Below are 23,067 nucleotides of genomic sequence, written 5' to 3' on the forward strand. Positions count from 1 at the left end.
CCCTGCCGTGCTTCGCGATTCGTCTTCGTCGGGCGCCGCTTTCTTGAAAGGCTCATTCAAGCCATGCCGTCCCTGACCCGCTTCCGGCGCGCCGCCTCCGGCCTCGCCCTGCTTTCCGCCTCGCTCGCCTTCGCCGCGCCCGCCTTCGCACAGGACACGCCCGCGCCGGCCCCCGCGCCCGCGGCAGGCGCTGCGGCAGCCCCCGCGGCGGCCCCCGCGCCCGCCCCGATCCCGCCCGAGACGGTGCTCGCCAAGGTCGGCTCGCAGGAGATCACCGAGGCCGATCTTCAGGCCGCCTCGGCCGATCTCGCCGGCCAGTTCGGCCAGCTGCCGCCCGAGCAGCAGCGCCTCGCCGTGCTCTCGGCCCTGATCGACATCAAGGCGCTGGCCGAGAAGGCCGAGGCCGCCAAGCTGGGCGACGAACCCGACGTCGCCCGCCGCATCGCCTTCCTGCGCGAGCGCGCGCTGCACAACGCCTATTTCGAGAAGAACGGTATCTCGGCCATCACCGACGTCGAGCTCAAGGCGCGCTACGACGCCGAGGTCGCATCGATGAAGCCGGTGGAGGAGATCCACGCCAAGCACATCCTCGTTCCCACCAAGGAAGAGGCCGAGGCGGCGATCAAGGAACTCGACGCCGGCAAGGATTTCGATGCCGTGGCGGCGGAGAAGTCCACCGGCCCGACCGGCCCGCAGGGCGGCGATCTCGGCTTCTTCGGCCCCGGCCAGATGGTGCCGGCCTTCGAGGAGGCGGCCTTCAAGCTGGAGCCGGGCTCCTACACCAAGGAGCCGATCCAGACGCAGTTCGGCTGGCATGTCATCAAGGTCCTGGAAAAGCGCAAGCAGCAGCCCCCAGCCTTCGACGAGGTGAAGGATCAGGTGCGCCAGATCGTCATGCGCGAGAAGTACATCGCCATGGTGCAGGCCGCCCGCGAGGAAGAGAAGGTGAGCTATGTCGACCCGGCGCTGAAGGGCCAGGTCGAGGCGATGGAAAAGGCCATGTCCGGCAAGGCCGGAAGCGACCCGGAAGCGGCCGCCGACGAGGCCGATCAGGCCGCCGAGCCCGCCCCGGCGCCCGCCACCGCCAACTGAGCTTCAAGCGCGGCGCATTCCCCGCGCCGCCCAGCTCTCCAATCCTTGCGCCCGCGATCCGTCGCGGGCGTTTTCGTTGCCTGATGCGGGCCAACACGGCGCCGGCCCTTGCGGCGCGAAGACGCATCGGGCAGGAAGCGCCCGTTCGCCCCATCCTCCCAAGAGGGAACAGACATGGCCACCGCCGTTTCGCCGCTCGCGCCGACCTCCTATCCCGACATGCCCACGGTTCCCGGCGTCGCCATCGCGACCGCCGAAGCCGGCATCAAGTACAAGAACCGCACCGATCTCCTCCTGATGCGCTTCGAGGAGGGAACGAGCGTCGCCGGGGTGTTCACGACGTCGAAATGCCCCTCCGCGCCGGTGGATCATTGCCGCGCCGCTTTGAAGGCTGGCACGGCCCGCGCGCTTCTGGTGAATTCGGGCAATGCCAACGCCTTCACCGGCAAGAAGGGCCTTGCCACCTGCGAGGCCACGGCCCAGTCGATGGCCGAGGCGCTGGGCTGCCGTCCGGACGAGGTCTTTCTCGCCTCCACGGGCGTGATCGGCGAGCCGCTGGACCCGGCCAAGATCAACGCGCAGGTGCCGGCGCTCGTCGCCGGCGTCGACGGCGCGCTGTGGCGCGAGGCGGCCAACGCCATCATGACCACGGACACCTATCCCAAGGTCGCGACCCGCACCGTCGCGCTGGGCGAGGCCCAAGTGACGCTGAACGGCATCGCCAAGGGCGCGGGAATGATCGCGCCCGACATGGCGACCATGCTCTCGTTTCTGGCCACCGACGCGGCGATTTCGCCCGCCGTTCTCCAGACGCTCCTGACCGAGGCCGTCGGCCCGAGCTTCAATTCGGTGACGGTGGATTCCGACACGTCCACCTCCGACACGCTGCTTCTCTTCGCCACCGGCAAGGCCGGCAATCCGCAGGTGACCGACGCTGCCGATCCGCGTCTCCAGCCCTTCCGCGAGGCGCTGAACGCCGTGCTCCTAGACCTCGCGCGACAGGTGGCGCGCGACGGCGAGGGCGCGCGCAAGGAGATTCAGGTCACCGTGTCCGGCGCGGTGGACGATCGCTCGGCCAAGTGCATCGCGCTGTCGATCGCCAATTCGCCGCTGGTGAAGACGGCGGTGGCCGGCGAGGACGCCAATTGGGGCCGCGTCGTCATGGCGGTCGGCAAAGCCGGCGAGCCGGCCGAGCGCGACAAGCTGGCGATCTCCTTCGGCGACGTGCGCGTCGCCGTCGAGGGCGAGCGCGACCCGGCTTACGAGGAGGCCGTCGCCTCCGCCGAGATGCGGAAGGACGAGATCGCCATCCGCGTCGAACTGGGGCTCGGGGACGGGCGCTGGACGGTCTATAGCTGCGACCTCACCAAGGAGTATGTCGCGATCAATGGCGACTATCGGAGCTGACGCGCCGGCGAGCCTGTCCGTGGTCCGTCGCCTCGAGGCGGCGGGCTTTCGGGCATGGCCGGCCTCCTCGACCTTTTTCGACGGCACTTGGGCGGTGCGCCTGACGACGAGCTTCCCGGCCAAGCGGCTGAACTCGGTGAACCCGCTCGACCGTTCGGACGACGCCGATATCGAGGCGCGCATCGAGGCGGCGCGGTTGCGCTTCGCCGAGGTCGGCCGGCCGCTCCTGTTTCGCCAGTCGCCGCTCTGCTCGCCCAAGCTCGCCGCCCATCTCGACGCGGCCGGCTGGTCGCGCTTCGGGGAGTCGCTCGTCTACACCGCCGATCTGTCTGAGATCGATCTCAGCGCCGGGATCGATCGCATCCCGATCCACGACGGGCAGCGCTATCTCGAAGCCTCGCTCGCCGTTCATGAGCGCCCGGCGGCCCTGCGCCCGGGGCTGGAGGCCGTGCTCGGCGCCATTCGCCCGCCTGCTGCCTTCTTCGTGGTGGAGAGCGAGGCCGGCGCGCCGACCGCCGTCGCCCTCGCCATCACCGACAACGATCTCGCCGGGATTCTGGACGTCGCCGTGGTGCCCGCCGCGCGCGGCCAGGGGCTCGGGCGCGATCTCGTGGTCACGGCGCTGCGCCACACCGTTCATCGCGGCGCGCGCACGGGCTGGCTGCAGGTCGAGGCCGACAATGCGGCCGGCCTGGCGCTTTACCGCCGCCTCGGTTTCCGCGAAGCCTATCGCTACGTCTACCGCGCCCCGCCGGGCGTCACTGTCTGATTCTCCGTTCGAAAGCGCAGCCGCCATGCCGACGCCCCGCCTTCTCCTCGTCGCGGCCTGCGCGCTTCTCGACGCCGACAACCGCATCCTTTTGACCGAACGGCCGGAGGGCAAGAGCCTTGCCGGTCTCTGGGAGTTTCCCGGCGGCAAGGTCGAGCCGGGCGAGACGCCGGAAGAGACGCTGATCCGCGAACTGCGCGAGGAGATCGGCGTCGAGACCAAGGCCGACTGCTTGGCACCGCTGACCTTCGCCAGCCACAACTACGAGGGCTTCCACCTCCTGATGCCGCTCTATGTCTGCCGCCGCTTCGAGGGTATTCCGCAGGGTTTGGAGGGGCAGCGGATCCAATGGGTGCGTGCGGCCGATCTTCGCGCCTATCCCATGCCGCCGGCCGACCTGCCGCTGATCCCGTTCCTGGAGGAGCTGCTTTAGAGCACCTAACAAAACCTCGTGGGGTCAGCTGGCCTTAGTCTTTTCGCCGTGGACGTCGTCGCGAATGCTTGGCCCTGAGCCCGGCATCACTTAAGCTTCGCTCCTCGTCCCCGACGAAAATCCCTCGACCATCCTCCGCCCAGAGATTTTGTTAGACGCTCTTAATCCGACGGAGCTTCGGGCGTTAAGCATAGGGCTTAAAGCGCGCTTTACCCCTCTTGAGCGATGCTGAGGGGAAGACTTGGCCGCATTCGCCCGGAGGGCCGCATGACCCGATCCCGCATCAAACGTCGAAGCCGCCGCCAAGGGGGCGTGGCGTCCGCGCTGCTGCGAGCGACGCTTCTTCTCGGCCCGCTGGTGCTCGCGGTGGTCGTCGGTTTCTCGCCGCGCTCCGAGCGCAGCCTGAGCGGCGACGGCATCGACATGACCATGACCGGCTCGGTCAAGCCGTCGGGCTTCTCCTTCGCCATGGGTGGCCCGGCCGCGCCCTCGCAGATCGGCCCGTGCCTGCACTTCCCCGACGGTTCGCAGCGGGGGGCGTGTTGAGCGCCCTGGGGCGCCGCATCCGGCGCGGCATGGGCGATGTCCGGGGCACGACGGCGATCGAATACGCTCTGCTTGCGTCCTTGATCGCCATGGCCATCATCGGCGGCGTGTCGGCCACGGGCCAGTCGATCGGCGGCATGATGGACGGCGTCTTCGCCAAGATCAGCACCGCCCTCGCGTCCGAATAGGCCTCGCTCCGACCGGGCCCCCTATCCCTCGGCCTTGGGACGCAGCGCTTCCGCGAGGCTCATCTGCGCGCTGCCGGGCTTCAAGGGCTTCTGCTGGCTGTCGTGCGGCCGCCAGCCGGAGAGATAGACGATGTCGAAAGTGGCGCGCAGGCGGCCGTCCGGGTCGGCGAAGCGCTCGGCATAGATTTCCGCCGCCTTGAGAAACAGGCGCCGGCTCACCGGGCGGCGCGAGCGCGCCCGCAGCATGTTGGTCATGCCCATGGCGCGCAGGTCGCGCATCAGGTGGAACAGCGTGTCGTAGCGCACCGTCAGCCGGTCTTGGTCGATCACCGGCAGGGCGAAACCCGTGCGCTGGAGCAACGCGCCGGCCTCCCGCAGATCGGCGAAGGGCGCGACGCGGGGCGACGCGCCGCCCATCAGCTCGGCCTCCGCCGCGAGCAGGCTGGAGCGCAGCTCGTTCAGCGTTTCGCCGCCGAGCAGCGCGGCGAGAAACAGGCCGTCGGGCTTCAGCGCGCGGCGGATCTGCACGAGAGCGCCCGGCGTGTCGTTGGTGAGATGGAGCGAGAGGGCCGACACCACGAGATCGACGCTCTCGTCGCCCAGCGGCAGTGCCTCTTCGTCCGCCACGATCCCTTCCTCCCCGGCGCGGAGAAAGCGCGCGTCGCGCTCCACCCGAACGAGGCGTTCGACCTGACCGCCCGCCACTAGGCGCGCGGCAAGCTGGCCGCCATGGCCGGCAAGATCGACGCCGATCGCGAAGCGGCGCTGCACCAGCGACAATCGGTCCACCAGCTCCTCGGCCACGGCCTGGAGCAGAAAGTCCGCGCCCGGCTCTGCGTTCTTATGGGCGCGCAGGCGGCGCTGATCGAGAAGGGACCGGTCGAACGGAGCGGCAGCGGCTTCGGTCATGGAAAAGCCTCGGCAAGCGGCGCCGCGCGGGAGGCCTCGCGCGGCAGGGGGGATCATCGGCCTTGTAGCCGGCCGCAGGGGCTATATCGTGGAGTTTGGGCCGGAAGGCGAACGGAATTTCCAGGCCGGGCGCGGCGAGGTGCGCAGCGCGGCCTGTCAGGGGCGGCGATCGTCGGCGAAGACGTGGGCCGGCGGGCAGGGGAGGGAGAAAGGCCATGGTGCCGATGTTGCGGGGTTGGACGCTGGTGCAGCGCTCCCTCACGCGCTTTCTTTATCCGCCAGTGTGCCCGGGCTGCGGCGTGGCGGTGGGCGAGGCGGCGGCGCTGTGCCCGATCTGTTGGCGCGGCATGCGCTTCATCGAGCGTCCCTATTGCGAGGCACTGGGCCTGCCCTTCTCCTTCGATCTCGGCAAGGGCTTCCTGTCGGCGGAGGCGATCGCCGAGCCGCCGGCCTTCGCGCGTCTGCGCGCCGCCGTGATCTACGAGGATCTGGCCGCCCGGCTCGTTTCGCGCCTCAAATATGGCGACCGCACCGACCTCACCCCGCTCATGGCCGGCTGGATGCGGCGGGCGGGGGCGGAGCTTCTGGCCGATGCCGAGGTGATCGTGCCCGTTCCGCTTCACCGCACGCGCCTGTTCCGCAGGCGCTTCAACCAGTCGGCGGAGCTCGCCCGACTGTTGGCGAGCGGCCATCCGCCCTTCGCCCCCATGGCGCTTCGTCGCACCCGGCGCACCCGCTCGCAGGTCGGCCTCGGCCCAGCCGAGCGGCTCGCCAATGTGCGCGGCGCCTTCGAGGTGCCGGCGCGGGAGGTGGGCGCGGTGAGCGGGCGACGGGTGCTTCTGGTGGACGACGTGTTCACCACGGGCGCCACGGTGTCGAGCGCGGTGCGCGCGCTCAAGCGCGCCGGGGCGCGGGAGGTCGATGTGCTCGTCTTCGCAAGGGTTGCAGCCGGGCGCGCTTGACCGCATATGGGATGGTCGATTTGCCTGTCTGTCTGCTCGAGGACGCTCCATGCCCCCCGTCACGATCTACACCCGCCAGCTCTGCGGCTACTGCGCGCGCGCCAAGCAGCTTCTGTTGTCCAAAGGCGTCGCCTTCGAGGAGAAGGACGCGACGGTGGACCCGGCCTTCCGCCAGGAAATGATGCAGCGCGCCCCAGGCCGCTCGACCTTCCCGCAGATCTTCATCGGCGAAACGCATGTCGGCGGCTGCGACGATCTCTACGCGCTGGACCGGGCGGGCAAGCTCGATCCGCTGCTGGCCGCCTGAGGAGGCTCGCGCCATGACGGTGTTCAAGGCCGCGCTCGTTCAGATGCGCTCCGGGATCGACCCGGCCCGCAACGCCGAGACCATGGAGCGCCTGGTCGGCGAGGCCGTGTCGCGCGGCGCGCATTACGTCCAGACGCCTGAGATGACCGGCATCCTATGCCGCGACAAGGCGGCGTTTCGCGCCCATCTGAAGCCCGCCGAAGCGGACCCCGTGGTGGCCGCCGCGCGGGCGCTCGCGCGCCGGCATGCGATCACGCTGCATCTGGGCTCCACCGCCGTGGCGGCACTGGGCGGCATGGCGGCCAACCGTGCCTTCCTGTTCGGGCCGGATGGCGAGACGCTGGAGACCTACGACAAGATCCACATGTTCGACGTCGATCTCGACGGCGGCGAAAGCTGGCGGGAATCGGCGACCTACCAGCCCGGCGTGCGGGCGGGCGTGGCCGATATCGCGGTGAACGGCGGGGCGGCGCGGCTGGGTTTTGCCGTCTGCTACGACATGCGCTTTCCCGAACTGTTCCGCGCCGAGGCGCTGGCCGGCGCCGAGATCCTGACCGCGCCCGCCGCCTTCACCCGCCAGACGGGCGAGGCGCATTGGCACATCCTGCTGCGCGCCCGCGCCATCGAGAACAATTGCTTCATGCTGGCGGCGGCGCAGGGGGGCTTGCACGAGGACGGGCGCGAGACCTTCGGTCATTCGATCGCCATCGACCCGTGGGGCAAGGTGCTGGCGGAAGTGGCGGGCGACGAGCCGGGCGTGGCCCTGGCCGAGATCGACACGGCGCGCGTCGCGGAGATCCGCGCCAAGGTTCCCAATCTCAAGAACCGCCGCCGCTTCGAGGCGCCCGATCCGCGCGCGGACTTCGCCGATGCGCCGCGTGAAGACTTGGCGCAGGCGCCGCACAAGGGTTTGGCGCAGGCATGATCCACTATTCGCTGCGCTGCGAGCCGGCTGGGCACGGGTTCGACGGCTGGTTTCGCTCGGGCACCGATTTCGAGGCCCAGGCCGCGCGCGGCCTGCTGGAATGCCCCATCTGTGGCTCGGCCGATGTGGCGAAGGCCTTGATGCGACCGGCGGTCTCGACCTCCGAGCGCGCCGTCGCGCCGCTGCGGGAGGGCACGGCCATGGTCGGCGCGCCGCCCGAAATGGCCGAGATGGTTTCTCGCCTGCAGGAGATGGCACGCGAGGTTCGCGCCAAGGCCGACTATGTCGGCGCGGGATTTGCCGACGAAGCGCGGCGCATTCATTATGGCGAGGTCGAGGAGCGGCAGATCTACGGCGAGGCGTCGAACCGCGACGTCCACGCTCTCCTGGAGGAGGGCATCGCCGCCATTCCGCTGCCGCCGCTGCCCGAGGACAAGAACTGACGCGATGGCCAAATCCAAGACCTGGGCGAAGGCCCCTTCACCCTGCATCTCCGTCTGCAAGTTTCGCGACAACGGCCATTGCATCGGCTGCGGCATGACCAAGCCGGAAAAGAAGCGCTTCAAGAAGCTCGGCGGCAAAGCCGAGAAGAAGGGGTTCCTGACGCTTCTGGTGGCGCGGCTGGAAGGCTCCAGCCGGCTCGGCTACTGGTCGCGCATGTACCGCCGGCGCTGCGCGAAGAAGGACCGGCCTTGTCCCCTCGACAAGCTGGAGGGGAGCCCAGCCGCGACCGAGCGCACCCTCGACAAGGTGCCCGAGGCGGCCTAGCTCAGGGAAAAGTCACGTTCTCTCAGGCGATCCCACCCAATGACGGTTTCCCCAATCTGGGCCGACGCGCCGAGCCCCTGCGTCGATGTCTGCAAGTACAAGCGGGCTGGACGCTGCGTCGGCTGCATGATGACGAAGATGGAGAAGGATTCCTTCCCGCGCTCGGGCAGCGCCGAGGCGAAGAAGGGTTTCTTCGACGGTCTGATGGAGCGCTTGCGCTCCGAGCACAAGAACCCCGCCTTCTGGGCCATCGCCTATCGGCGTAAATGCGAGCGGGAAGGCGTGCCCTGCCCGCTGGACGAAGAGGAAGGCGCGGCCTGACCGAAGCCGCCTCGCTCCGCTGTCCGCACTCGACCCCGAACGAAAAAGCCCGCCGGATCGCTCCGGCGGGCTTTTTCATGTGTCGAGGCGGACTGCCGATCAGGCGGCAGTGGTCTTGAGGTGAGCGCGGAGCATCCACGCGAACTTGTCGTGCTTCTCGATGCGGCCGGTGGCCATGTCGTTGGTCGCCCAGTCGCCATGCTGCTCGGCGACCTGCGCCAGAGCCGAAAGCGTCGAGGACAGGGTCTCCTGGTCCTTCATCAGGACTTCGACCATGGTCTTGGCGTCGGTGCGGCCGTCGTGCTCAGGCACGGCGGAGCGCTCGAGATAGAGGGAGTAGCGGCCTTCGGCATGGGCGTCGAACGCCTTGATGCGCTCGGCGAGAAGGTCCTGCGCCTCGAAGTGATCCTCGTACATCTCCTGGAACAGCTCATGGAGCGCGCCGAAGCTCATGCCCGTGACGTTCCAGTGGAAGTTCTGCGCCTTGAGCGTCTCGACGGCAGTCTCGGCAAGAGCCTGCGTCAGGCCGTTGACGATGTCTTCCTTGGCGCTCGGCTCGATCTTGGCGGCAACGAAACCCATGGGATTCTCCTTCGGGTGGGGCATTGTGATTCGGGGCAGACGGCATCGGCTCGTCTGGAATGGTTCTAAACTAGCCTCGCGCCGCTCCGATTTCAAGCCACTTTTGAATCATTCTAAACTGCGAGATGGAGAAGGCTGTTTCCAGGGCCGCCCTTGCGGAGCAGTCCGGTTCTTGAGGTAGGGAGATGAAGGGAAGACGACGGGCGCGGAAGCGCGGTCGGCGGAGAACCGGCGGCGGAGCGGAGCCGGTTCGGGTCGCATGGCCGGATCAGGCCGCCGCGTCGAGCGCGCGGACCATGCCGTGCGAGAGAAAGCGCATCCAGCGCCGGGCCGGCGGGCGCACGCGCCAGGACACGAGCGCGCCGGCAGCGGCCTCCTGTCCGGTGCGCCAGGCGCTGACGAGGCGAAGCAGCCAACATTCGTCGTCGCTGACCTCGGCGGCGCCGGGGCGGTAGACCGTCATTTCCGACGTCGCCTGATCGCACAGGGCCCGGAAGAAAGCCGTGGCGTAGCGGTCGAGCGAAGCTGTGGGCTGGCCGGCCAGAACGTAGCAGGCGCGCTCCAGATCGGACTTGGGCGCCAACTGAGAGCGTAGCGCCAACCAGCGCAGGCGCTCCAGATCCAGCCTTTGTTCGGGCGTAAGCTCGCGCGCGGCGGCGACCCGCTCCGCCGTAGGGCAGCGCGGGAAGGCCAGAACCCGGGTCTCGTCACGCTCCGGGTGGAACCGCATCGCAAGGGCTGACATCGATCGCTCTGCCTTCGTGGCGGGCTCTGCGGCGCACGGGCGGACCCATGCGACAAAACCTGACTGCAAACGGAAGCATTCTCTATCAGAGCTTCCGCTGGATCGGAAGAGGCATTTGCTGGGTTGCGGGCGCGTGTTTGCGCGGCGCCTCAGGCCCGGCGCGCCAGCATCATGTAGTTCACGTCCATGTCGCGCGAGCGGCGCCAGTCGTCGGCCAAGGGGTGGTAGACGACGCCCGTTTCGTCGATGAAGCCGAGCCCCTCGGCCTCGACCGGGCGGCGGATTTCCTCCGGGCGCACCAGCTTGGAATATTGATGCGTGCCCTTGGGCAGCCAGCCCAGCACGTATTCCGCCCCGACGATGGCGAAGGCCATGGCCTTCATCGTGCGGTTGATCGTGGCGACGAAGAGAAGGCCGCCCGGCTTCACCATGCGCGCGGCCGAGCGCAGGAACAGATCGACGTCCGAGACGTGCTCCACCACTTCCAGCGCCAGCACGACGTCGAAGCGCTCGCCCGCCGCGTCCAGCGCCTCGGCCGGTTCGGCGCGGTAGTCGATCGTGAGGCCGCTCTGCGCGGCGTGGAGCCGGGCGACCTCGATATTGGTGGCGGAGGCGTCGGCGCCCAGAACCTCGGCGCCCAGCCGCGCCAGCGGCTCGCAGATCAACCCGCCGCCGCAGCCGATGTCGAGCATGCGAAGGCCGGTGAAGGGCGTCAGCGAGTTGAGGTCGCGCCCGTAGTTCATGGCGATCTGCTCGCGCAGATAGCCGAGCCGCACCGGATTGAACTTGTGCAGCGGCTTGAACTTGCCGGTCGGGTTCCACCATTCGGCCGACAGGCGCGAGAAGCGTTCCACCTCGCCCGCGTCCACCGTGGTCTGCCGCGCTGCGTCCGCCATGCTTCTCTCCGATACGCCCAGTCTCGTCCTTTCGCATGTTCCGCCCGGCCTGCGAATGTCAAGCGCGGCGCCGGGCGGCACTCTGCTTGCGAAACCGCGCCGGTTCGGTTAACTCGGCGCGCCTGCCTCGGCTTCTTCGCTTCATTCAAGGGAACACGCCGCCGGCCGGCGTTTCTTTATCTTGCGGGCCAACCTCGCGCTTTTCTCGCGATGGCGGCCCATGCTGGCACGATGGTTTCATGGCGCGTCTCGTACTCAAATTCGGCGGCACCTCCGTCGCCGACATCGCCCGGATCCGCAACGTCGCCCGCCATGTGAAACGCGAAGTCGACGCGGGTCATCAGGTGGCCGTTGTCGTGTCGGCCATGTCGGGCAAGACCAACGAGCTGGTCGGCTGGTGCACCGAGGCCTCCTCGCTGCACGACGCGCGCGAATACGACGCCGTGGTGGCCAGCGGAGAGCAGGTGACGGCGGGCCTTCTGGCGATCACGCTGCAGAACATGGGCATCAACGCCCGCTCCTGGCAGGGCTGGCAGATCCCGATCCGCACCGATGGCACCCATGGCGCCGCGCGCATCCAGGAGATCGATGGCTCGGAGATCGTGCGCCGCTTCGCCGAGGGGCAGGTGGCGGTGATCGCCGGTTTCCAGGGTCTGGCGCCCGACAATCGCATCGCCACGCTCGGGCGCGGCGGCTCCGACACGTCGGCGGTGGCCATCGCTGCGGGCCTGAAGGCCGACCGCTGCGATATCTATACGGACGTGGACGGCGTCTACACGACCGATCCGCGCATCGAGCCCAAGGCTCGGCGCATGGCCCGCGTGTCCTTCGAGGAAATGCTCGAAATGGCCTCGCTCGGCGCCAAGGTGCTTCAGGTGCGCTCGGTGGAGCTCGCCATGGTCCACAAGGTGCGCACCTTCGTGCGCTCCTCCTTCGAGGACCCGGACGCGCCGGGCATGGGCGATTTCCTGAACCCGCCCGGCACACTCATTTGCGACGAGGATGAAATCGTGGAACAGCAGGTCGTCACCGGCATCGCCTACGCCAAGGATGAGGCGCAGATCTCGCTGCGCCGCGTCGAGGACCAGCCGGGCGTCGCCGCCGCCATCTTCGGCCCGCTCGCCGACGCGGGCGTCAATGTCGACATGATCGTGCAGAACGTCTCGGAAGACGGCACGCGTACCGACATGACCTTCACGGTTCCCGCCGGCGACCTCGCCAAGGCCATGCAGGTGATCGAGGCCGCCAAGAACGAGATGCGCTTCGACGTGGTGCAGTCCGAGCGCGGCATGACCAAGGTCTCGGTGATCGGCATCGGCATGCGCTCGCACACCGGCGTTGCCGCCACGGCCTTCAAGGCGCTGGCGGCGCGCGGCATCAACATCCGCGCCATCACCACGTCGGAGATCAAGATCTCCATCCTGATCGACGGCGAATACACCGAGCTCGCCGTGCGGAGCTTGCATTCCGTCTACGGTCTCGACAAAGCTTGATCCCTGGGGCGCCCGCTGTGGGCGCCCGCCCCCTCGTCCGAAGCGGAACGGTCCGGTTCGGAAGGCCCATCGCTGACGGAAGACGCCTCTGATGCGAAGCGACTCCTCGGGACCGCGCATGTTGATGCGTCGGATCAGGGAACTCATGGCCGAGCCGCTGGAGCCACAGGCCCGGCTCGACGAGATCGTTCGTCAGATCGGCGCCAATATGGTGGCCGAAGTCTGCTCGCTCTACGTGCTGCGGGCGGACGGCGTTCTGGAACTCTACGCCACCGAGGGCCTCAACCCAGGCTCTGTGCATCTGGCGCAGCTGCGCCTGGGGGAAGGGCTCGTCGGCACCATCGCCGCCACGGCTCGCGCCCTGAACCTGCAGGACGCGCAGAAGCACCCCGCCTTCACCTATCTGCCGGAGACCGGCGAGGAGATCTTCACCTCCTTCCTCGGCGTGCCGATCCTGCGCGCCGGGCGCACGCTGGGCGTGCTCGTGGTGCAGAACAAGGAAAAGCGCACCTACCGCGACGAGGAGACCGAGGCGCTCGAAACCGTCGCCATGGTGGTCGCCGAGATGATCGCGGCCGGCAGTCTGGAAGGCCTGTCTCGGCCGGGCGTCGTGCTCGACCTTTCGCGCCCGGTCCATTTCAAGGGCATCGCGCTCGCTGACGGGATCGGCCTCGGTCATGTCGTGCTGCATGAGCCGCGTGTCGTCGTCACCAATCTCTTCAACGAGGATGCCGAGGCCGAGGTCTCGCGCCTCGACCGCGCCGTGTCCAACCTTCGCATCTCGATCGAGGACATGCTGTCCCGGCGCGATATGGCGGCCGAGGGCGAGCACCGCGCCGTGCTCGAGGCCTATCGCATGTTCGCCCATGATCGCGGCTGGGTGCGGCGGCTGGAAGAGGCCGTGCGCAACGGCCTGACCGCCGAGGCCTCGGTGGAAAAGGTGCAGAACGACATGCGCGCGCGCATGATGCACATGACCGATCCCTATCTCCGTGAGCGGCTGCACGATTTCGACGATCTGGCCAATCGCCTGCTTCGCGAGCTGATGGGCCGCTCGGGCGACATGTTCGCTGAAGGCGCGTCGGGCGACGCGGTGATCGTGGCGCGCTCCATGGGCGCGGCGGAACTCCTCGACTACCGGCGCGACCAGATCCGCGGCCTCGTTCTGGAGGAAGGCGCGCCGACCAGCCATGTGGTGATCGTCGCGCGCGCGCTCGGCATTCCCGTGGTCGGGCAGGCCAAGGGCGCCGTCTCCATGTCGGAAAAGGGCGACGCCATCATCGTCGACGGCGAGGAGGGCAGCGTCCATCTGCGCCCGGCCTCCGACATCGAGAGCGTGTTCGCCGAGCGCGTGAAGTTCCGCGCCAAGCGCCAACAGCGCTATCTCGCGCTGCGCGACGTGCCGGCCCGCACGCGGGACGGCGTGGATGTCGATCTCCTGATGAATGCCGGTCTTCTGGTCGATCTACCGCAGCTGGAAGCGGCGGGCGCGGCGGGCATCGGCCTGTTCCGCACCGAGCTTCAGTTCATGATCGCCTCGACCATGCCCAAGACCAGCGACCAGGAGCGGCTCTACTCCTCGGTTCTGGACGCGGCCAACGGCAAGCCCGTGACCTTCCGCACGCTCGACATCGGCGGCGATAAGGTGCTGCCCTATCTCCACCAGTCGCCGGAGGAGAACCCGGCGCTCGGCTACCGCGCCCTGCGTCTGGCGCTCGACCGGCCGGGCCTGATGCGCACCCAGCTTCGCGCGCTGCTCAAGGCGGCGGGCGGGCGCGAGCTGCGCGTCATGTTCCCGATGGTGACCGACCTCAGCGAGCTTCGTCAGGCGCGCGATCTCATTTCGCGCGAGTTCAAGCATCTCACCCGCTTCGGCCATGTCATGCCGCGCCGGTTGAAGCTCGGTGCCATGATCGAGGTGCCCTCGCTGCTTTATCAGCTGGACGAGCTGATGCAGCTGGTCGACTTCGTTTCGATCGGCTCCAACGACCTGTTCCAGTTCTTCTCGGCGGTGGACCGGGGCAACGCGCAGATCGCCGGGCGCTTCGACGATCTGTCGACGCCCTTCATGCGTGCCCTGCGCGACATTCTCGACGCCGCCCGGCGCAACTCCGTCTCGGTCACGCTTTGCGGCGAGATGGCGGGCCGTCCGATCTCGGCCATGGCCTTGATCGGGCTCGGCTTCCGGTCCATCTCCATGACCTCGGCCTCGATCGGGCCGGTGAAGGCCATGCTGGTGGAGCTCGACACGGACGAGCTGCACCGCCGGATCTCCACGCATCTCGCTGACAAGCACCCGAAGCAGACCTTCCGTCAGCTTCTCGAGGAGTTCGCGGCGGAAAATTCCATCCCCTGCTGAGCGCAGGCACGGACCGCGCGTCGCCAGCCTCCCGTCCTCGATCGGGTCGCTGCGCGCGGCCCCACTCGAAGGCGACGAATGGCCATTCTTCCCGAAAGCACCATGACGGAAATCCTGCGGCGGGCCGACCAGCTGCAGGGCGAGATGGCGTCTGGCCCCGACCACGAGACCTATGCGAGGCTCGCCACGGAATGGTCGAGCCTGGAGGACGTGGTCGCCGGTATCCGCACCTATCGCGCCGCTGAGCAGGAGCTGGCCGACCTGAAGGGCATGTTGAGCGATCCGGCGTCCGACCGCGAGATGCGCGACTTGGCCGCCAGCGAGATCGGCGATGTCGAGGCGCGGCTGGAAACGCTGTCGGGCGAACTTCTGATCCTGCTTCTGCCCAAGGACGCGGCCGACGCCAAGGGCGCCATTCTCGAAATCCGCGCCGGCACCGGCGGCTCGGAGGCCGGTCTCTTCGCGGGTGACCTCTTCCGCATGTACCAGCGCTATGCCGACGGGCGCGGCTGGAAGGTCGAGGTGCTGGAAGCCTCCGAGGGCGAGGCGGGCGGCTATCGCGAAGTCGTCGCCTCGGTGAAGGGCGTCGGCGTCTTCTCGCGGCTGAAGTTCGAGTCGGGCGTCCACCGCGTGCAGCGCGTGCCGGCCACCGAATCGCAGGGGCGCATCCACACCTCGGCCGCGACCGTCGCCGTGCTGCCCGAGGCCGAGGAGGTGGATATCGACATCCGCAACGAGGACATCCGCATCGACACGATGCGCTCCTCCGGCGCGGGCGGCCAGCATGTGAACACGACCGACTCGGCCGTGCGCATCACCCATCTGCCGACGGGCATCGTCGTGACCTCCTCGGAAAAGTCGCAGCACCAGAACCGCGCCCGCGCCATGCAGGTTCTGCGCGCGCGCCTGTTCGACATGGAGCGCTCGCGCATCGACGCCGAGCGCTCGGCCGACCGCAAGGCGCAGGTCGGCTCGGGCGACCGGTCCGAGCGCATCCGCACCTACAATTTCCCGCAGGGGCGCGTCACCGACCACCGCATCAACCTGACGCTCTACAAGCTCGACCGGGTGATCGAGGGCGAGATGGACGAGCTGGTGGACGCGCTGGTGGCGGACGATCAGGCCGCGCGCCTCGCCGCCATGGGCGCCTGACCCCGCCTATGATGGATCAGGCCATGACAGGCGGCATCGCATCGGGCGAGACGATCGGCGCGCTGCATCGCGCGCTCCGCCGGCACCTGCGCGAGGCCGGGGTCGAGACGCCCGATCTCGACGCGCGGCTGCTCCTTTGCGACACGTTCGGCCTCGACGCCGCCGGGCTGATCCTGCGCGAGGGCGAGGCGGCCGACCCCGCGAAGGCCGCGCTTCTGAGCCAGCGCACGGCGCGCAGGCTCGCCGGCGAGCCGGTGGGGCGCATTCTCGGCCGCCGCTTCTTCTTCGAACACGAGTTCCAGCTCTCGCGAGAAACGCTGGAGCCCCGGCCCGACACGGAAATCCTCGTGGAACTCGCGGCGGAGGCGTTTCGTGCCAAGCAGCGGGATGCCCTCCTGTTCGCCGATGTCGGCGTCGGCACGGGCGCCATCGCCGTATCGCTCCTGGCGCTGTTTCCCCTGAGCCGCTGCGTGGCGATCGACCTGTCGGAAGGCGCGCTGCGGACGGCTTGGAGCAATGCGCGGGCGGCGGGCGTGGCGGATCGCTTCCTGCCGCTTCGGGGCGACTATCTCGCTTCGCTCTCGCCCGGCTCGCTCGACGCCGTGGTCAGCAACCCGCCCTATATTCCGAGCCGGGACATCGAGACGCTGGACCGGGGCGTGCGCGAGCACGACCCACGGCTGGCGCTGGACGGGGGCGTGGATGGGCTCGACGCCTATCGCGCCCTGGCGGACGGCGCGCGCCGCTGCCTGGCGCCGGGCGGCGATCTTCTCCTCGAAATCGGAATCGGGCAGGAGAGCGACGTGCGAATCTTGAACGAAGCAGGCGGATTTTCCTGGCGGCGAACCTCTGCGGATTTGAGCGGCACACCCCGCGCGCTGTGGTTTCAAGGCGACGTTCTTTAAGAAAAAACGCGGGAAAAAGCGCGAAACTGGCGTGAACTTGACGGGGATAACCGCAAGCCCTCTTGTGGGACGGCTTAAGCAACACTACTAAAGTCTTGGATAGACGGAATGATCGAGGGGGACGTCCCCTACGATCGGCCGGGTCACAGGAACCCAGCCGAAGACGGGACGCTCGAGGAAGCTCCGTCCCGTCCGTCAACGCGGCGAAGGGGATCGCCGCAATGGACAGCACACTTCCCAGATGAGCGATGCAGGCCGAACCCGAGCGTTCGCCCGGCAGACTCCGAAAAAAGACCCGAGCGAAGCCGCCGAGCGTGCATTCGCGCCATGGAGCCCACCCGGCGAGCCCAAGTGGCTTGAGAGCCGGCTATCCAAACGACAGGAAGCTCATGAGGCCAGGACAGCAGCAGAACAAGCAGCAGCGGATGCGCGGGCGCAACGGGCGTAAAGGCCCCAATCCCCTGTCCCGCTCCTTCGAGTCGAATGGTCCCGACGTCAAGATTCGCGGCACCGCCCAGCACATCGCCGACAAGTACACGACCCTGGCCCGCGACGCCTCGGCCTCCGGCGATCGGGTGATGGCCGAGAACTACCTCCAGCACGCCGAGCATTACGGACGCATCGTCGCCGCCGCGATGGGCCAGTTCCAGCCCTCGCTGCCCGAGCGCGATTTCGACGAGTACGACGACGAGATGGAAGAGGGCGGCTCCAGCGAGGGCGCGCCCCAGCAGGGCGACCGCTTCAACCCGCAGCCCTATAGCGGCCAGAACGGCGAGCGCCCGAACCGGGACCATCAGAACCGGGACTACCAGGCGCGCGACAATTCCAATCGCGACGGCCAGAACCGGGATTACCAGAACCGCGACGGTCAGAACCGCGACAATGGCAGCCGCGAAGGCAACCGCGAGAATTTCAATCGCGACGGCCAGAACCGCGATAACCAGAACCGCGACAATTCCAATCGCGAGGGTGGTCAGCGCGACAACCGGAACGATCGGGGCGAGCGCCGCGAATTCCGGGGCGAGCGTGGCGAGCGCAACTTCAACCGCGACCGCAACGACAACAACGGCGCCCGCGACAACAATCGCGACCGGCAGAATTCGCCGGCCGGCGTCGGACCGCAGCCCTTCTTGGCCGAGGGCGAAGAGCCCCGCGCCGCGCAGACCGGCGACGCGCCGCGTCCCGAAGGTCAGGGTCAGCGCAACGATCAGGGCCAGCGCGGCGACCGCAACGAGCGCCGCGAGAACCGCCGCGACCGCGACCGGGACCGGCCGCGCTTCAACAACGATCGCTCGGGCGAGCGCCGCTTCGAAGAGCGCTTCGGCCGCATCGACGAGCGCCGCCCCGAGGGCGGAGCAGAGACGCCCGCGCCCGTCGCCGCCAACGAGGCGGCTCCGGCACCTGTGCCGGCTCAGCAGGCTCCTGCTCCGATGTCGGCGCCCGCTGCCGAGCATCGCGAAATGCCTGCGGCCCCGGTGGTGACGCAGAGCGAGCCGGCCTACGCCGCCCCCGCTCCGGCCCCCATCGGCGAAGACGCCGGCACCGAGCAGCGCCGCCGCCCGCGCACCCGCCGCGAAGCCGCGCCGGGCGAAGGTGAGGTGCCGTCCGTCGGCGCCACGGCTCCCGCGTCGGAAGCCAGCGAAGAGCCTAAGCGCCGCACGCGCGCGCCGGCCGTCGTGGCAGCGCCCGCTGCCGCTGCCCCCGAGGCTGCGCCGGAGTCGGATGCCGGCGATGGCGCGCCCAAGCGCAAGCCGGGCCGTCCGCGCAAGAAGAAGGCGGGCGAAGACGGCGGTGAGAACGAAGGCGGTGCCTCCGATCTCGAGCTTGCCTCGCACGGCTGAGCCGCACGACCCATCCGCATCGAAAGGCCCGGCGCACCCCGCCGGGCCTTTTTCGTTTGTCGACGGTCCCGCTCACGCCGGCGTGAAAAAATTGGGCTTTGAGCCCTCGTGTCGGGCGAGCGACCCTCTTTGATCGGGCAAAACCGCCCCCATATTTCCACGTAGCGGCTGGCCGGACGGCAGCCGACTCTGACGAGACGGGCTCCATGCCGCAGGGCGGGTGGAGCGCCGAACAGGAGACCGATTTATGGATATGGAACGCTACACCGAGCGGGTTCGCGGCTTCATGCAGGCGGCGCAGACGATGGCGCTGTCGCGCGATCACCAGCAGTTCCTGCCGGAGCACCTGCTGAAAGTCCTGGTGGACGACAGCGAAGGCATGGCCTCGGGCCTGATCGAGCGAGCCGGCGGACGGCCGAAGGACGTGCGGCTCGGCGTCGACGCGGCGCTGGATGCGCTGCCGCGCGTTTCCGGCGGCAACGGGCAGATCTATCTCGCCGCGCCCACCGCCAAGGTCTTTGCCACGGCCGAGGAAATCGCCAAGAAGGCCGGCGACAGCTTTGTGACCGTCGAGCGCCTGCTCCTGGCGCTGGCCATGGAGAAGAGCGCCAAGACCTCCGAGATCCTGGCCAAGGCGGGCGTCAATCCGCAGGCGCTCAACACCGCGATCAACGATCTGCGCAAGGGCCGCACGGCCGACTCGGCTTCCGCCGAGCAGGGCTACGACGCCTTGAAGAAATATGCCCGCGACCTCACCAAGGATGCGCGCGAGGGCCGTCTCGACCCCGTGATCGGGCGCGACGACGAGATCCGCCGCACAATCCAGGTCTTGTCCCGGCGCACCAAGAACAACCCGGTGCTGATCGGCGAGCCCGGCGTCGGCAAGACGGCGATCGCCGAAGGTCTGGCGCTGCGCCTCGTCAACGGCGATGTGCCGGAGAGCCTGCGCGACAAGCAGCTGATGGCGCTCGACATGGGCGCCTTGATCGCCGGCGCGAAATATCGCGGCGAGTTCGAGGAGCGACTGAAAAGCGTCCTGTCCGAGGTGACGGCGGCCGAAGGCGGCATCATCCTCTTCATCGACGAGATGCACACGCTGGTCGGCGCCGGCAAGGCGGATGGGGCGATGGACGCCTCCAACCTCCTGAAGCCTGCGCTCGCGCGCGGCGAGCTTCACTGCGTCGGCGCTACCACGCTGGACGAGTATCGCAAGCATGTGGAGAAGGACCCGGCGCTGGCCCGCCGGTTCCAGCCGGTCTTCGTGTCCGAGCCGACGGTCGAGGACACGATCTCCATCCTGCGCGGCTTGAAGGAGAAGTACGAGCAGCACCACAAGGTGCGCATCTCGGACTCCGCCCTGGTGGCCGCCGCGCAGTTCTCGAACCGCTACATCACCGACCGCTTCCTGCCGGACAAGGCGATCGACCTCGTGGACGAAGGCGCCGCGCGCCTGCGCATGGCGGTGGATTCCAAGCCCGAGGCGCTAGACGAGATCGACCGGCGCGTCGTGCAGCTGAAGATAGAACGCGAGGCGCTGAAGAAGGAGAACGACGACGGCTCCCGCTCGCGACTGGAGCGGCTGGAGGCCGAGCTTGCCAATCTGGAGGAGGAGTCCGACCGGCTCACCAGCAGCTGGCAGGCCGAGAAATCGAAGCTCGGCCTTGCCGCCGATCTCAAGCGCCGGTTGGACGAGGCGCGCAACGACCTCGCCATCGCCCAGCGTAAGGGCGAATACCAGCGTGCCGGCGAACTCGCCTATGGCGAGATCCCGAAGCTGGAGCGCGAGCTGACCGAGGCCGAGGCCGCCGACGGCAAGGTGTCCATGGTGGAGGAGACGGTGACCGCCGACCATGTCGCGCAGGTCGTCTCCCGCTGGACCGGCATTCCGGTGGACCGGATGCTGCAGGGCGAGCGCGAAAAGCTCCTGTCGATGGAGGACGCGATCGCCAAGCGCGTCGTCGGGCAGGGCGAGGCCGTGCAGGCCGTGTCCAAGGCGGTGCGGCGCGCCCGCGCCGGGCTGCAGGACCCCAACCGGCCGATCGGCTCCTTTATGTTCCTCGGGCCGACGGGCGTCGGCAAGACGGAGCTGACCAAGGCGCTGGCCTCCTTCCTCTTCGACGAGGACACGGCCATGGTGCGCATCGACATGTCGGAGTTCATGGAGAAGCACTCCGTGGCCCGGCTGATCGGCGCCCCTCCGGGCTATGTCGGCTACGAGGAGGGCGGCGTCCTGACCGAGGCGGTTCGGCGGCGGCCTTATCAGGTGATCCTGTTCGACGAGATCGAGAAGGCCCATCCCGACGTGTTCAACATCCTGCTTCAGGTGCTGGACGACGGGCGGCTGACCGACGGGCAGGGCCGCACGGTGGACTTCCGCAACTCGCTGATCATCATGACGTCCAATCTCGGCTCGGAATATCTCACCACGCTTCGCGACGACGAGGACGTGGACGGCGTGCGCGGCCAGGTGATGGACGTGGTGCGCACGGCATTCCGGCCGGAGTTCCTGAACCGCATCGACGAGATCGTCCTGTTCCACCGCTTGAAGCGGGCCGACATGGGCGCGATCGTCGACATCCAGATGAAGCGCCTGGAGAAGCTGCTGGAAGAGCGCAAGATCGTTCTGGAACTGGACGAGACGGCGCGCGACTGGCTGTCCGAACGCGGCTACGACCCCGCCTATGGCGCGCGCCCCTTGAAGCGCGTGATCCAACGCGAGGTGCAGGACCCGCTCGCCGAGCGCATCCTGCTCGGCCAGATCAAGGACGAGGACCGCGTGAAGATCTCGGGCGGCACCGACCGTCTGAACTTCTACGTGGTCGGCTCCAAGACGGCCGAAAACGGTGAGCGCGTCGCCGCCTGACCTCGTCGGCTGAGCGATAAAAGAAAAGGGGCGGCCCGGCGGGCCGCCCCTTTTTTGCATTCGATGCGGCTCGATCAGTACGAGACGCCGTAATAATCGTCGACGCGGCGGCCGTAGGCGGGATCGACCCAATCCGGCGCGCTGTCGGCGGCGTAGCGCGGCGCGTTCTTCAACTGGTCGATCGTGATGCCGACGACATAGCCGCCCTGGCGCTCGTCATATTTCAGGACTTCCCACGGGATCGGGTGGTAGTCCTCGCCGATGCCCAGAAATCCGCCGAAGGACATGATCGCGTATTTCACGCGCCCGTCCCGCTTGCCTATCACGACGTCGTAGATATGGCCGAGATTGTCGCCGTCTGTGTTGTAGACGCGCGTGCCGTTGACCCGGCTCGCCTCGATGTTGTCGGCGCCGACCTGTAACTCGGAGATCGGTCCGGTTCCCATTGTCGAAGACATCCTGGCAACTCCTTGCGTTCCATCACTCTCGGCGAGACAACGCTTGCGGCGCGGGAGCCGTTCCCGGAGCGGGGTGTTCAGAAGGTCGTGAAGCCTTAGGTTCAGGCCAAAGCTGCCGCAAAAGGACGATTCTCATGAGAACCGTGGAACTGGCCGACGGAACGAGCGTGCCGATGCTGGGGCAGGGGACCTGGATGATGGGCGAGACCGGCGCGCGCCACGGTGAGGAGGTCGCCGCCCTCCGGCGCGGGATCGAACTCGGCATGACCCTGATCGACACGGCCGAGATCTATGGCGACGGCGCCTCCGAGGAGTTGGTCGGCGAGGCGATCGAAGGGCTGCGGGACGATGTTTTTCTCGTTTCCAAGGTGGCGCCCAGCCACGCCTCGCGCCGGGGCACGGTGGCGGCCTGCGAGGCCAGCCTCGCCCGGCTCGGCACCGACCGGCTGGACCTCTATCTCCTCCATTGGCGCGGCCGCTTTCCGCTGGGCGAGACGGTCGCGGCGATGGAGGACCTGATCGACGCCGGCAAGATCCTGCGCTGGGGCGTGTCGAATTTCGACGTCGCGGACATGGAGGAGCTGATGGAGGTGGAGGGCGGGCGGGCCTGCGCCGTGAACCAGATCCTCCTCAATCTCGACCATCGCGGCCCGGAATTCGATCTCCTGCCCTGGCTGGACGAGCGCATCGTGGCGCCTATGGCCTATTCGCCGATCGGCCAGGGCGGGGCGCTCCTGCGCCGGCCGGAACTGCGCGAAGTCGCCGAGCGGCACGACAAGACCCCGGCGCAGATCGCGCTCGCCTATACGCTGCGCTGGCCCGGCGTTCTGTCGATCCCCAAGGCGGGAACGCTCGCCCATGTCGAGGAAAACGCCGAGGCCGCCGACATCCGCCTCGACGCCGAGGACTGGGCGCTTCTGGACGAGGCCTTTCCGCCGCCCGAGCGCAAGATGCCGCTCGCGATGATCTGAGCGCTCCGCCTCATTTCCGGCGGACCCGTCGCCCACAGGCTGTAGCGCCGCCTGAGCGGCCGAAAACGGGCGGGAAGGGATCGAAGGCGGGTGGCCGGGTCCGTTCACGGCTCGTTAACCATCCTCGCGCCAGTGTAGGGCCTTATCTGCTCTCGGACGCGTTGCAGGGCATGCG

The 23,067-nt window shown here is 68.3% G+C and carries 24 protein-coding genes; 19 read left to right on the forward strand and 5 right to left on the reverse strand.

The features are described from left to right. Positions 1-63 precede the first annotated feature (63 nt). From AUL32_RS06895 to AUL32_RS24465, 6 genes are all read left to right on the forward strand, one after another. Complete coding sequence (locus AUL32_RS06895; RefSeq protein WP_062113029.1) at positions 64-1,092, forward strand: peptidylprolyl isomerase; 1,029 nt, start codon at positions 64-66, stop codon at positions 1,090-1,092. Between the two features lie 174 nt (positions 1,093-1,266). Next, entirely contained in the window at positions 1,267-2,499 is a 1,233-nt protein-coding gene (gene argJ, locus AUL32_RS06900; protein ID WP_062113031.1) for a bifunctional glutamate N-acetyltransferase/amino-acid acetyltransferase ArgJ, read from the forward strand. Continuing rightward, positions 2,480-3,268: a GNAT family N-acetyltransferase gene (locus AUL32_RS06905; RefSeq protein WP_062113033.1), complete on the forward strand. Its 789-nt coding sequence runs from the start codon at positions 2,480-2,482 to the stop codon at positions 3,266-3,268. Before argJ ends, AUL32_RS06905 begins: the two co-directional genes overlap by 20 nt. A gap of 25 nt (positions 3,269-3,293) precedes the next feature. Then, positions 3,294-3,701: an 8-oxo-dGTP diphosphatase MutT gene (gene mutT / locus AUL32_RS06910; protein ID WP_062113035.1), complete on the forward strand. Its 408-nt coding sequence runs from the start codon at positions 3,294-3,296 to the stop codon at positions 3,699-3,701. A gap of 267 nt (positions 3,702-3,968) precedes the next feature. Continuing rightward, on the forward strand, positions 3,969-4,247 hold the full coding sequence (locus AUL32_RS06915; protein ID WP_148640102.1) for a hypothetical protein: 279 nt from the start codon (positions 3,969-3,971) through the stop codon (positions 4,245-4,247). Beyond that, positions 4,244-4,435: a Flp family type IVb pilin gene (locus AUL32_RS24465; protein WP_244497696.1), complete on the forward strand. Its 192-nt coding sequence runs from the start codon at positions 4,244-4,246 to the stop codon at positions 4,433-4,435. The genes AUL32_RS06915 and AUL32_RS24465 overlap by 4 nt, the downstream gene beginning before the upstream one ends. Positions 4,436-4,456: 21 nt before the next feature. Here the strand turns inward: AUL32_RS24465 and AUL32_RS06920 are convergent, their stop codons facing one another. Beyond that, complete coding sequence (locus AUL32_RS06920) at positions 4,457-5,344, reverse strand: methyltransferase domain-containing protein (protein ID WP_062113038.1); 888 nt, start codon at positions 5,342-5,344, stop codon at positions 4,457-4,459. 215 nt (positions 5,345-5,559) lie between these two features. On the opposite strand from AUL32_RS06920, the gene AUL32_RS06925 reads away from it, so the two are divergent. The 6 genes from AUL32_RS06925 to AUL32_RS06950 are packed head-to-tail and all read left to right on the forward strand — an operon-like array spanning position 5,560 to position 8,627. Beyond that, on the forward strand, positions 5,560-6,306 hold the full coding sequence (locus AUL32_RS06925) for a ComF family protein (RefSeq protein ID WP_062113040.1): 747 nt from the start codon (positions 5,560-5,562) through the stop codon (positions 6,304-6,306). A gap of 49 nt (positions 6,307-6,355) precedes the next feature. After that, the gene (gene grxC, locus AUL32_RS06930; RefSeq protein ID WP_062113043.1) at positions 6,356-6,613 is read left to right on the forward strand and encodes a glutaredoxin 3; all 258 of its coding nucleotides are present in this window, start codon (positions 6,356-6,358) and stop codon (positions 6,611-6,613) included. 13 nt (positions 6,614-6,626) lie between these two features. Continuing rightward, the gene (locus AUL32_RS06935; RefSeq protein WP_062113046.1) at positions 6,627-7,538 is read left to right on the forward strand and encodes a carbon-nitrogen hydrolase family protein; all 912 of its coding nucleotides are present in this window, start codon (positions 6,627-6,629) and stop codon (positions 7,536-7,538) included. Beyond that, positions 7,535-7,981: a DUF1178 family protein gene (locus AUL32_RS06940; RefSeq protein WP_062113049.1), complete on the forward strand. Its 447-nt coding sequence runs from the start codon at positions 7,535-7,537 to the stop codon at positions 7,979-7,981. Before AUL32_RS06935 ends, AUL32_RS06940 begins: the two co-directional genes overlap by 4 nt. Before the next feature lie 4 nt (positions 7,982-7,985). After that, the gene (locus AUL32_RS06945) at positions 7,986-8,306 is read left to right on the forward strand and encodes a DUF1289 domain-containing protein (RefSeq protein WP_062113052.1); all 321 of its coding nucleotides are present in this window, start codon (positions 7,986-7,988) and stop codon (positions 8,304-8,306) included. A gap of 39 nt (positions 8,307-8,345) precedes the next feature. Next, positions 8,346-8,627 carry a DUF1289 domain-containing protein gene (locus tag AUL32_RS06950; protein WP_061977129.1) on the forward strand — a complete coding sequence of 94 codons (282 nt, stop codon included), beginning with the start codon at positions 8,346-8,348 and terminating at the stop codon, positions 8,625-8,627. Positions 8,628-8,726: 99 nt separating this feature from the next. Here AUL32_RS06950 and AUL32_RS06955 read toward each other — a convergent pair whose 3' ends face one another. From AUL32_RS06955 to ubiG, 3 genes are all read right to left on the reverse strand, one after another. Beyond that, on the reverse strand, positions 8,727-9,209 hold the full coding sequence (locus tag AUL32_RS06955; protein WP_061977127.1) for a Dps family protein: 483 nt from the start codon (positions 9,207-9,209) through the stop codon (positions 8,727-8,729). Positions 9,210-9,477: 268 nt separating this feature from the next. Next, a complete protein-coding gene (locus AUL32_RS06960) occupies positions 9,478-9,954 on the reverse strand; it encodes a hypothetical protein (protein ID WP_156421351.1) in 477 nt (158 codons plus the stop codon). A 149-nt stretch (positions 9,955-10,103) separates the two neighbouring features. Then, entirely contained in the window at positions 10,104-10,850 is a 747-nt protein-coding gene (gene ubiG, locus AUL32_RS06965; protein ID WP_062113057.1) for a bifunctional 2-polyprenyl-6-hydroxyphenol methylase/3-demethylubiquinol 3-O-methyltransferase UbiG, read from the reverse strand. Positions 10,851-11,089: 239 nt separating this feature from the next. On the opposite strand from ubiG, the gene AUL32_RS06970 reads away from it, so the two are divergent. The 6 genes from AUL32_RS06970 (at position 11,090) to clpB (ending at position 21,463) form a co-directional block, all read left to right on the forward strand. Continuing rightward, positions 11,090-12,343: an aspartate kinase gene (locus tag AUL32_RS06970; protein ID WP_061977121.1), complete on the forward strand. Its 1,254-nt coding sequence runs from the start codon at positions 11,090-11,092 to the stop codon at positions 12,341-12,343. Between the two features lie 91 nt (positions 12,344-12,434). After that, on the forward strand, positions 12,435-14,702 hold the full coding sequence (gene ptsP, locus AUL32_RS06975; protein WP_062113060.1) for a phosphoenolpyruvate--protein phosphotransferase: 2,268 nt from the start codon (positions 12,435-12,437) through the stop codon (positions 14,700-14,702). Positions 14,703-14,780: 78 nt separating this feature from the next. After that, positions 14,781-15,854 (forward strand): peptide chain release factor 1, encoded by a 1,074-nt coding sequence (gene prfA, locus AUL32_RS06980; protein WP_062113063.1) that lies wholly within the window; start codon positions 14,781-14,783, stop codon positions 15,852-15,854. Positions 15,855-15,877: 23 nt separating this feature from the next. Next, positions 15,878-16,759 (forward strand): peptide chain release factor N(5)-glutamine methyltransferase, encoded by an 882-nt coding sequence (prmC, locus tag AUL32_RS06985; RefSeq protein WP_062113115.1) that lies wholly within the window; start codon positions 15,878-15,880, stop codon positions 16,757-16,759. A 389-nt stretch (positions 16,760-17,148) separates the two neighbouring features. Continuing rightward, positions 17,149-18,600 carry a DUF4167 domain-containing protein gene (locus AUL32_RS06990; protein WP_192847437.1) on the forward strand — a complete coding sequence of 484 codons (1,452 nt, stop codon included), beginning with the start codon at positions 17,149-17,151 and terminating at the stop codon, positions 18,598-18,600. A gap of 247 nt (positions 18,601-18,847) precedes the next feature. Continuing rightward, positions 18,848-21,463: an ATP-dependent chaperone ClpB gene (gene clpB, locus AUL32_RS06995; RefSeq protein ID WP_062113068.1), complete on the forward strand. Its 2,616-nt coding sequence runs from the start codon at positions 18,848-18,850 to the stop codon at positions 21,461-21,463. A gap of 74 nt (positions 21,464-21,537) precedes the next feature. Here the strand turns inward: clpB and AUL32_RS07000 are convergent, their stop codons facing one another. Then, positions 21,538-21,921 (reverse strand): PRC-barrel domain-containing protein, encoded by a 384-nt coding sequence (locus AUL32_RS07000; protein WP_244493287.1) that lies wholly within the window; start codon positions 21,919-21,921, stop codon positions 21,538-21,540. A gap of 134 nt (positions 21,922-22,055) precedes the next feature. Here AUL32_RS07000 and AUL32_RS07005 point away from each other — a divergent pair, with 134 nt between their 5' ends. After that, a complete protein-coding gene (locus tag AUL32_RS07005; protein ID WP_062113074.1) occupies positions 22,056-22,892 on the forward strand; it encodes an aldo/keto reductase in 837 nt (278 codons plus the stop codon). Positions 22,893-23,067: the final 175 nt, after the last annotated feature.

Origin of the sequence: Aureimonas sp. AU40, from assembly GCF_001463785.1 — a bacterium.
In the GTDB taxonomy this organism is placed as follows: Bacteria; Pseudomonadota; Alphaproteobacteria; order Rhizobiales; family Rhizobiaceae; genus Aureimonas.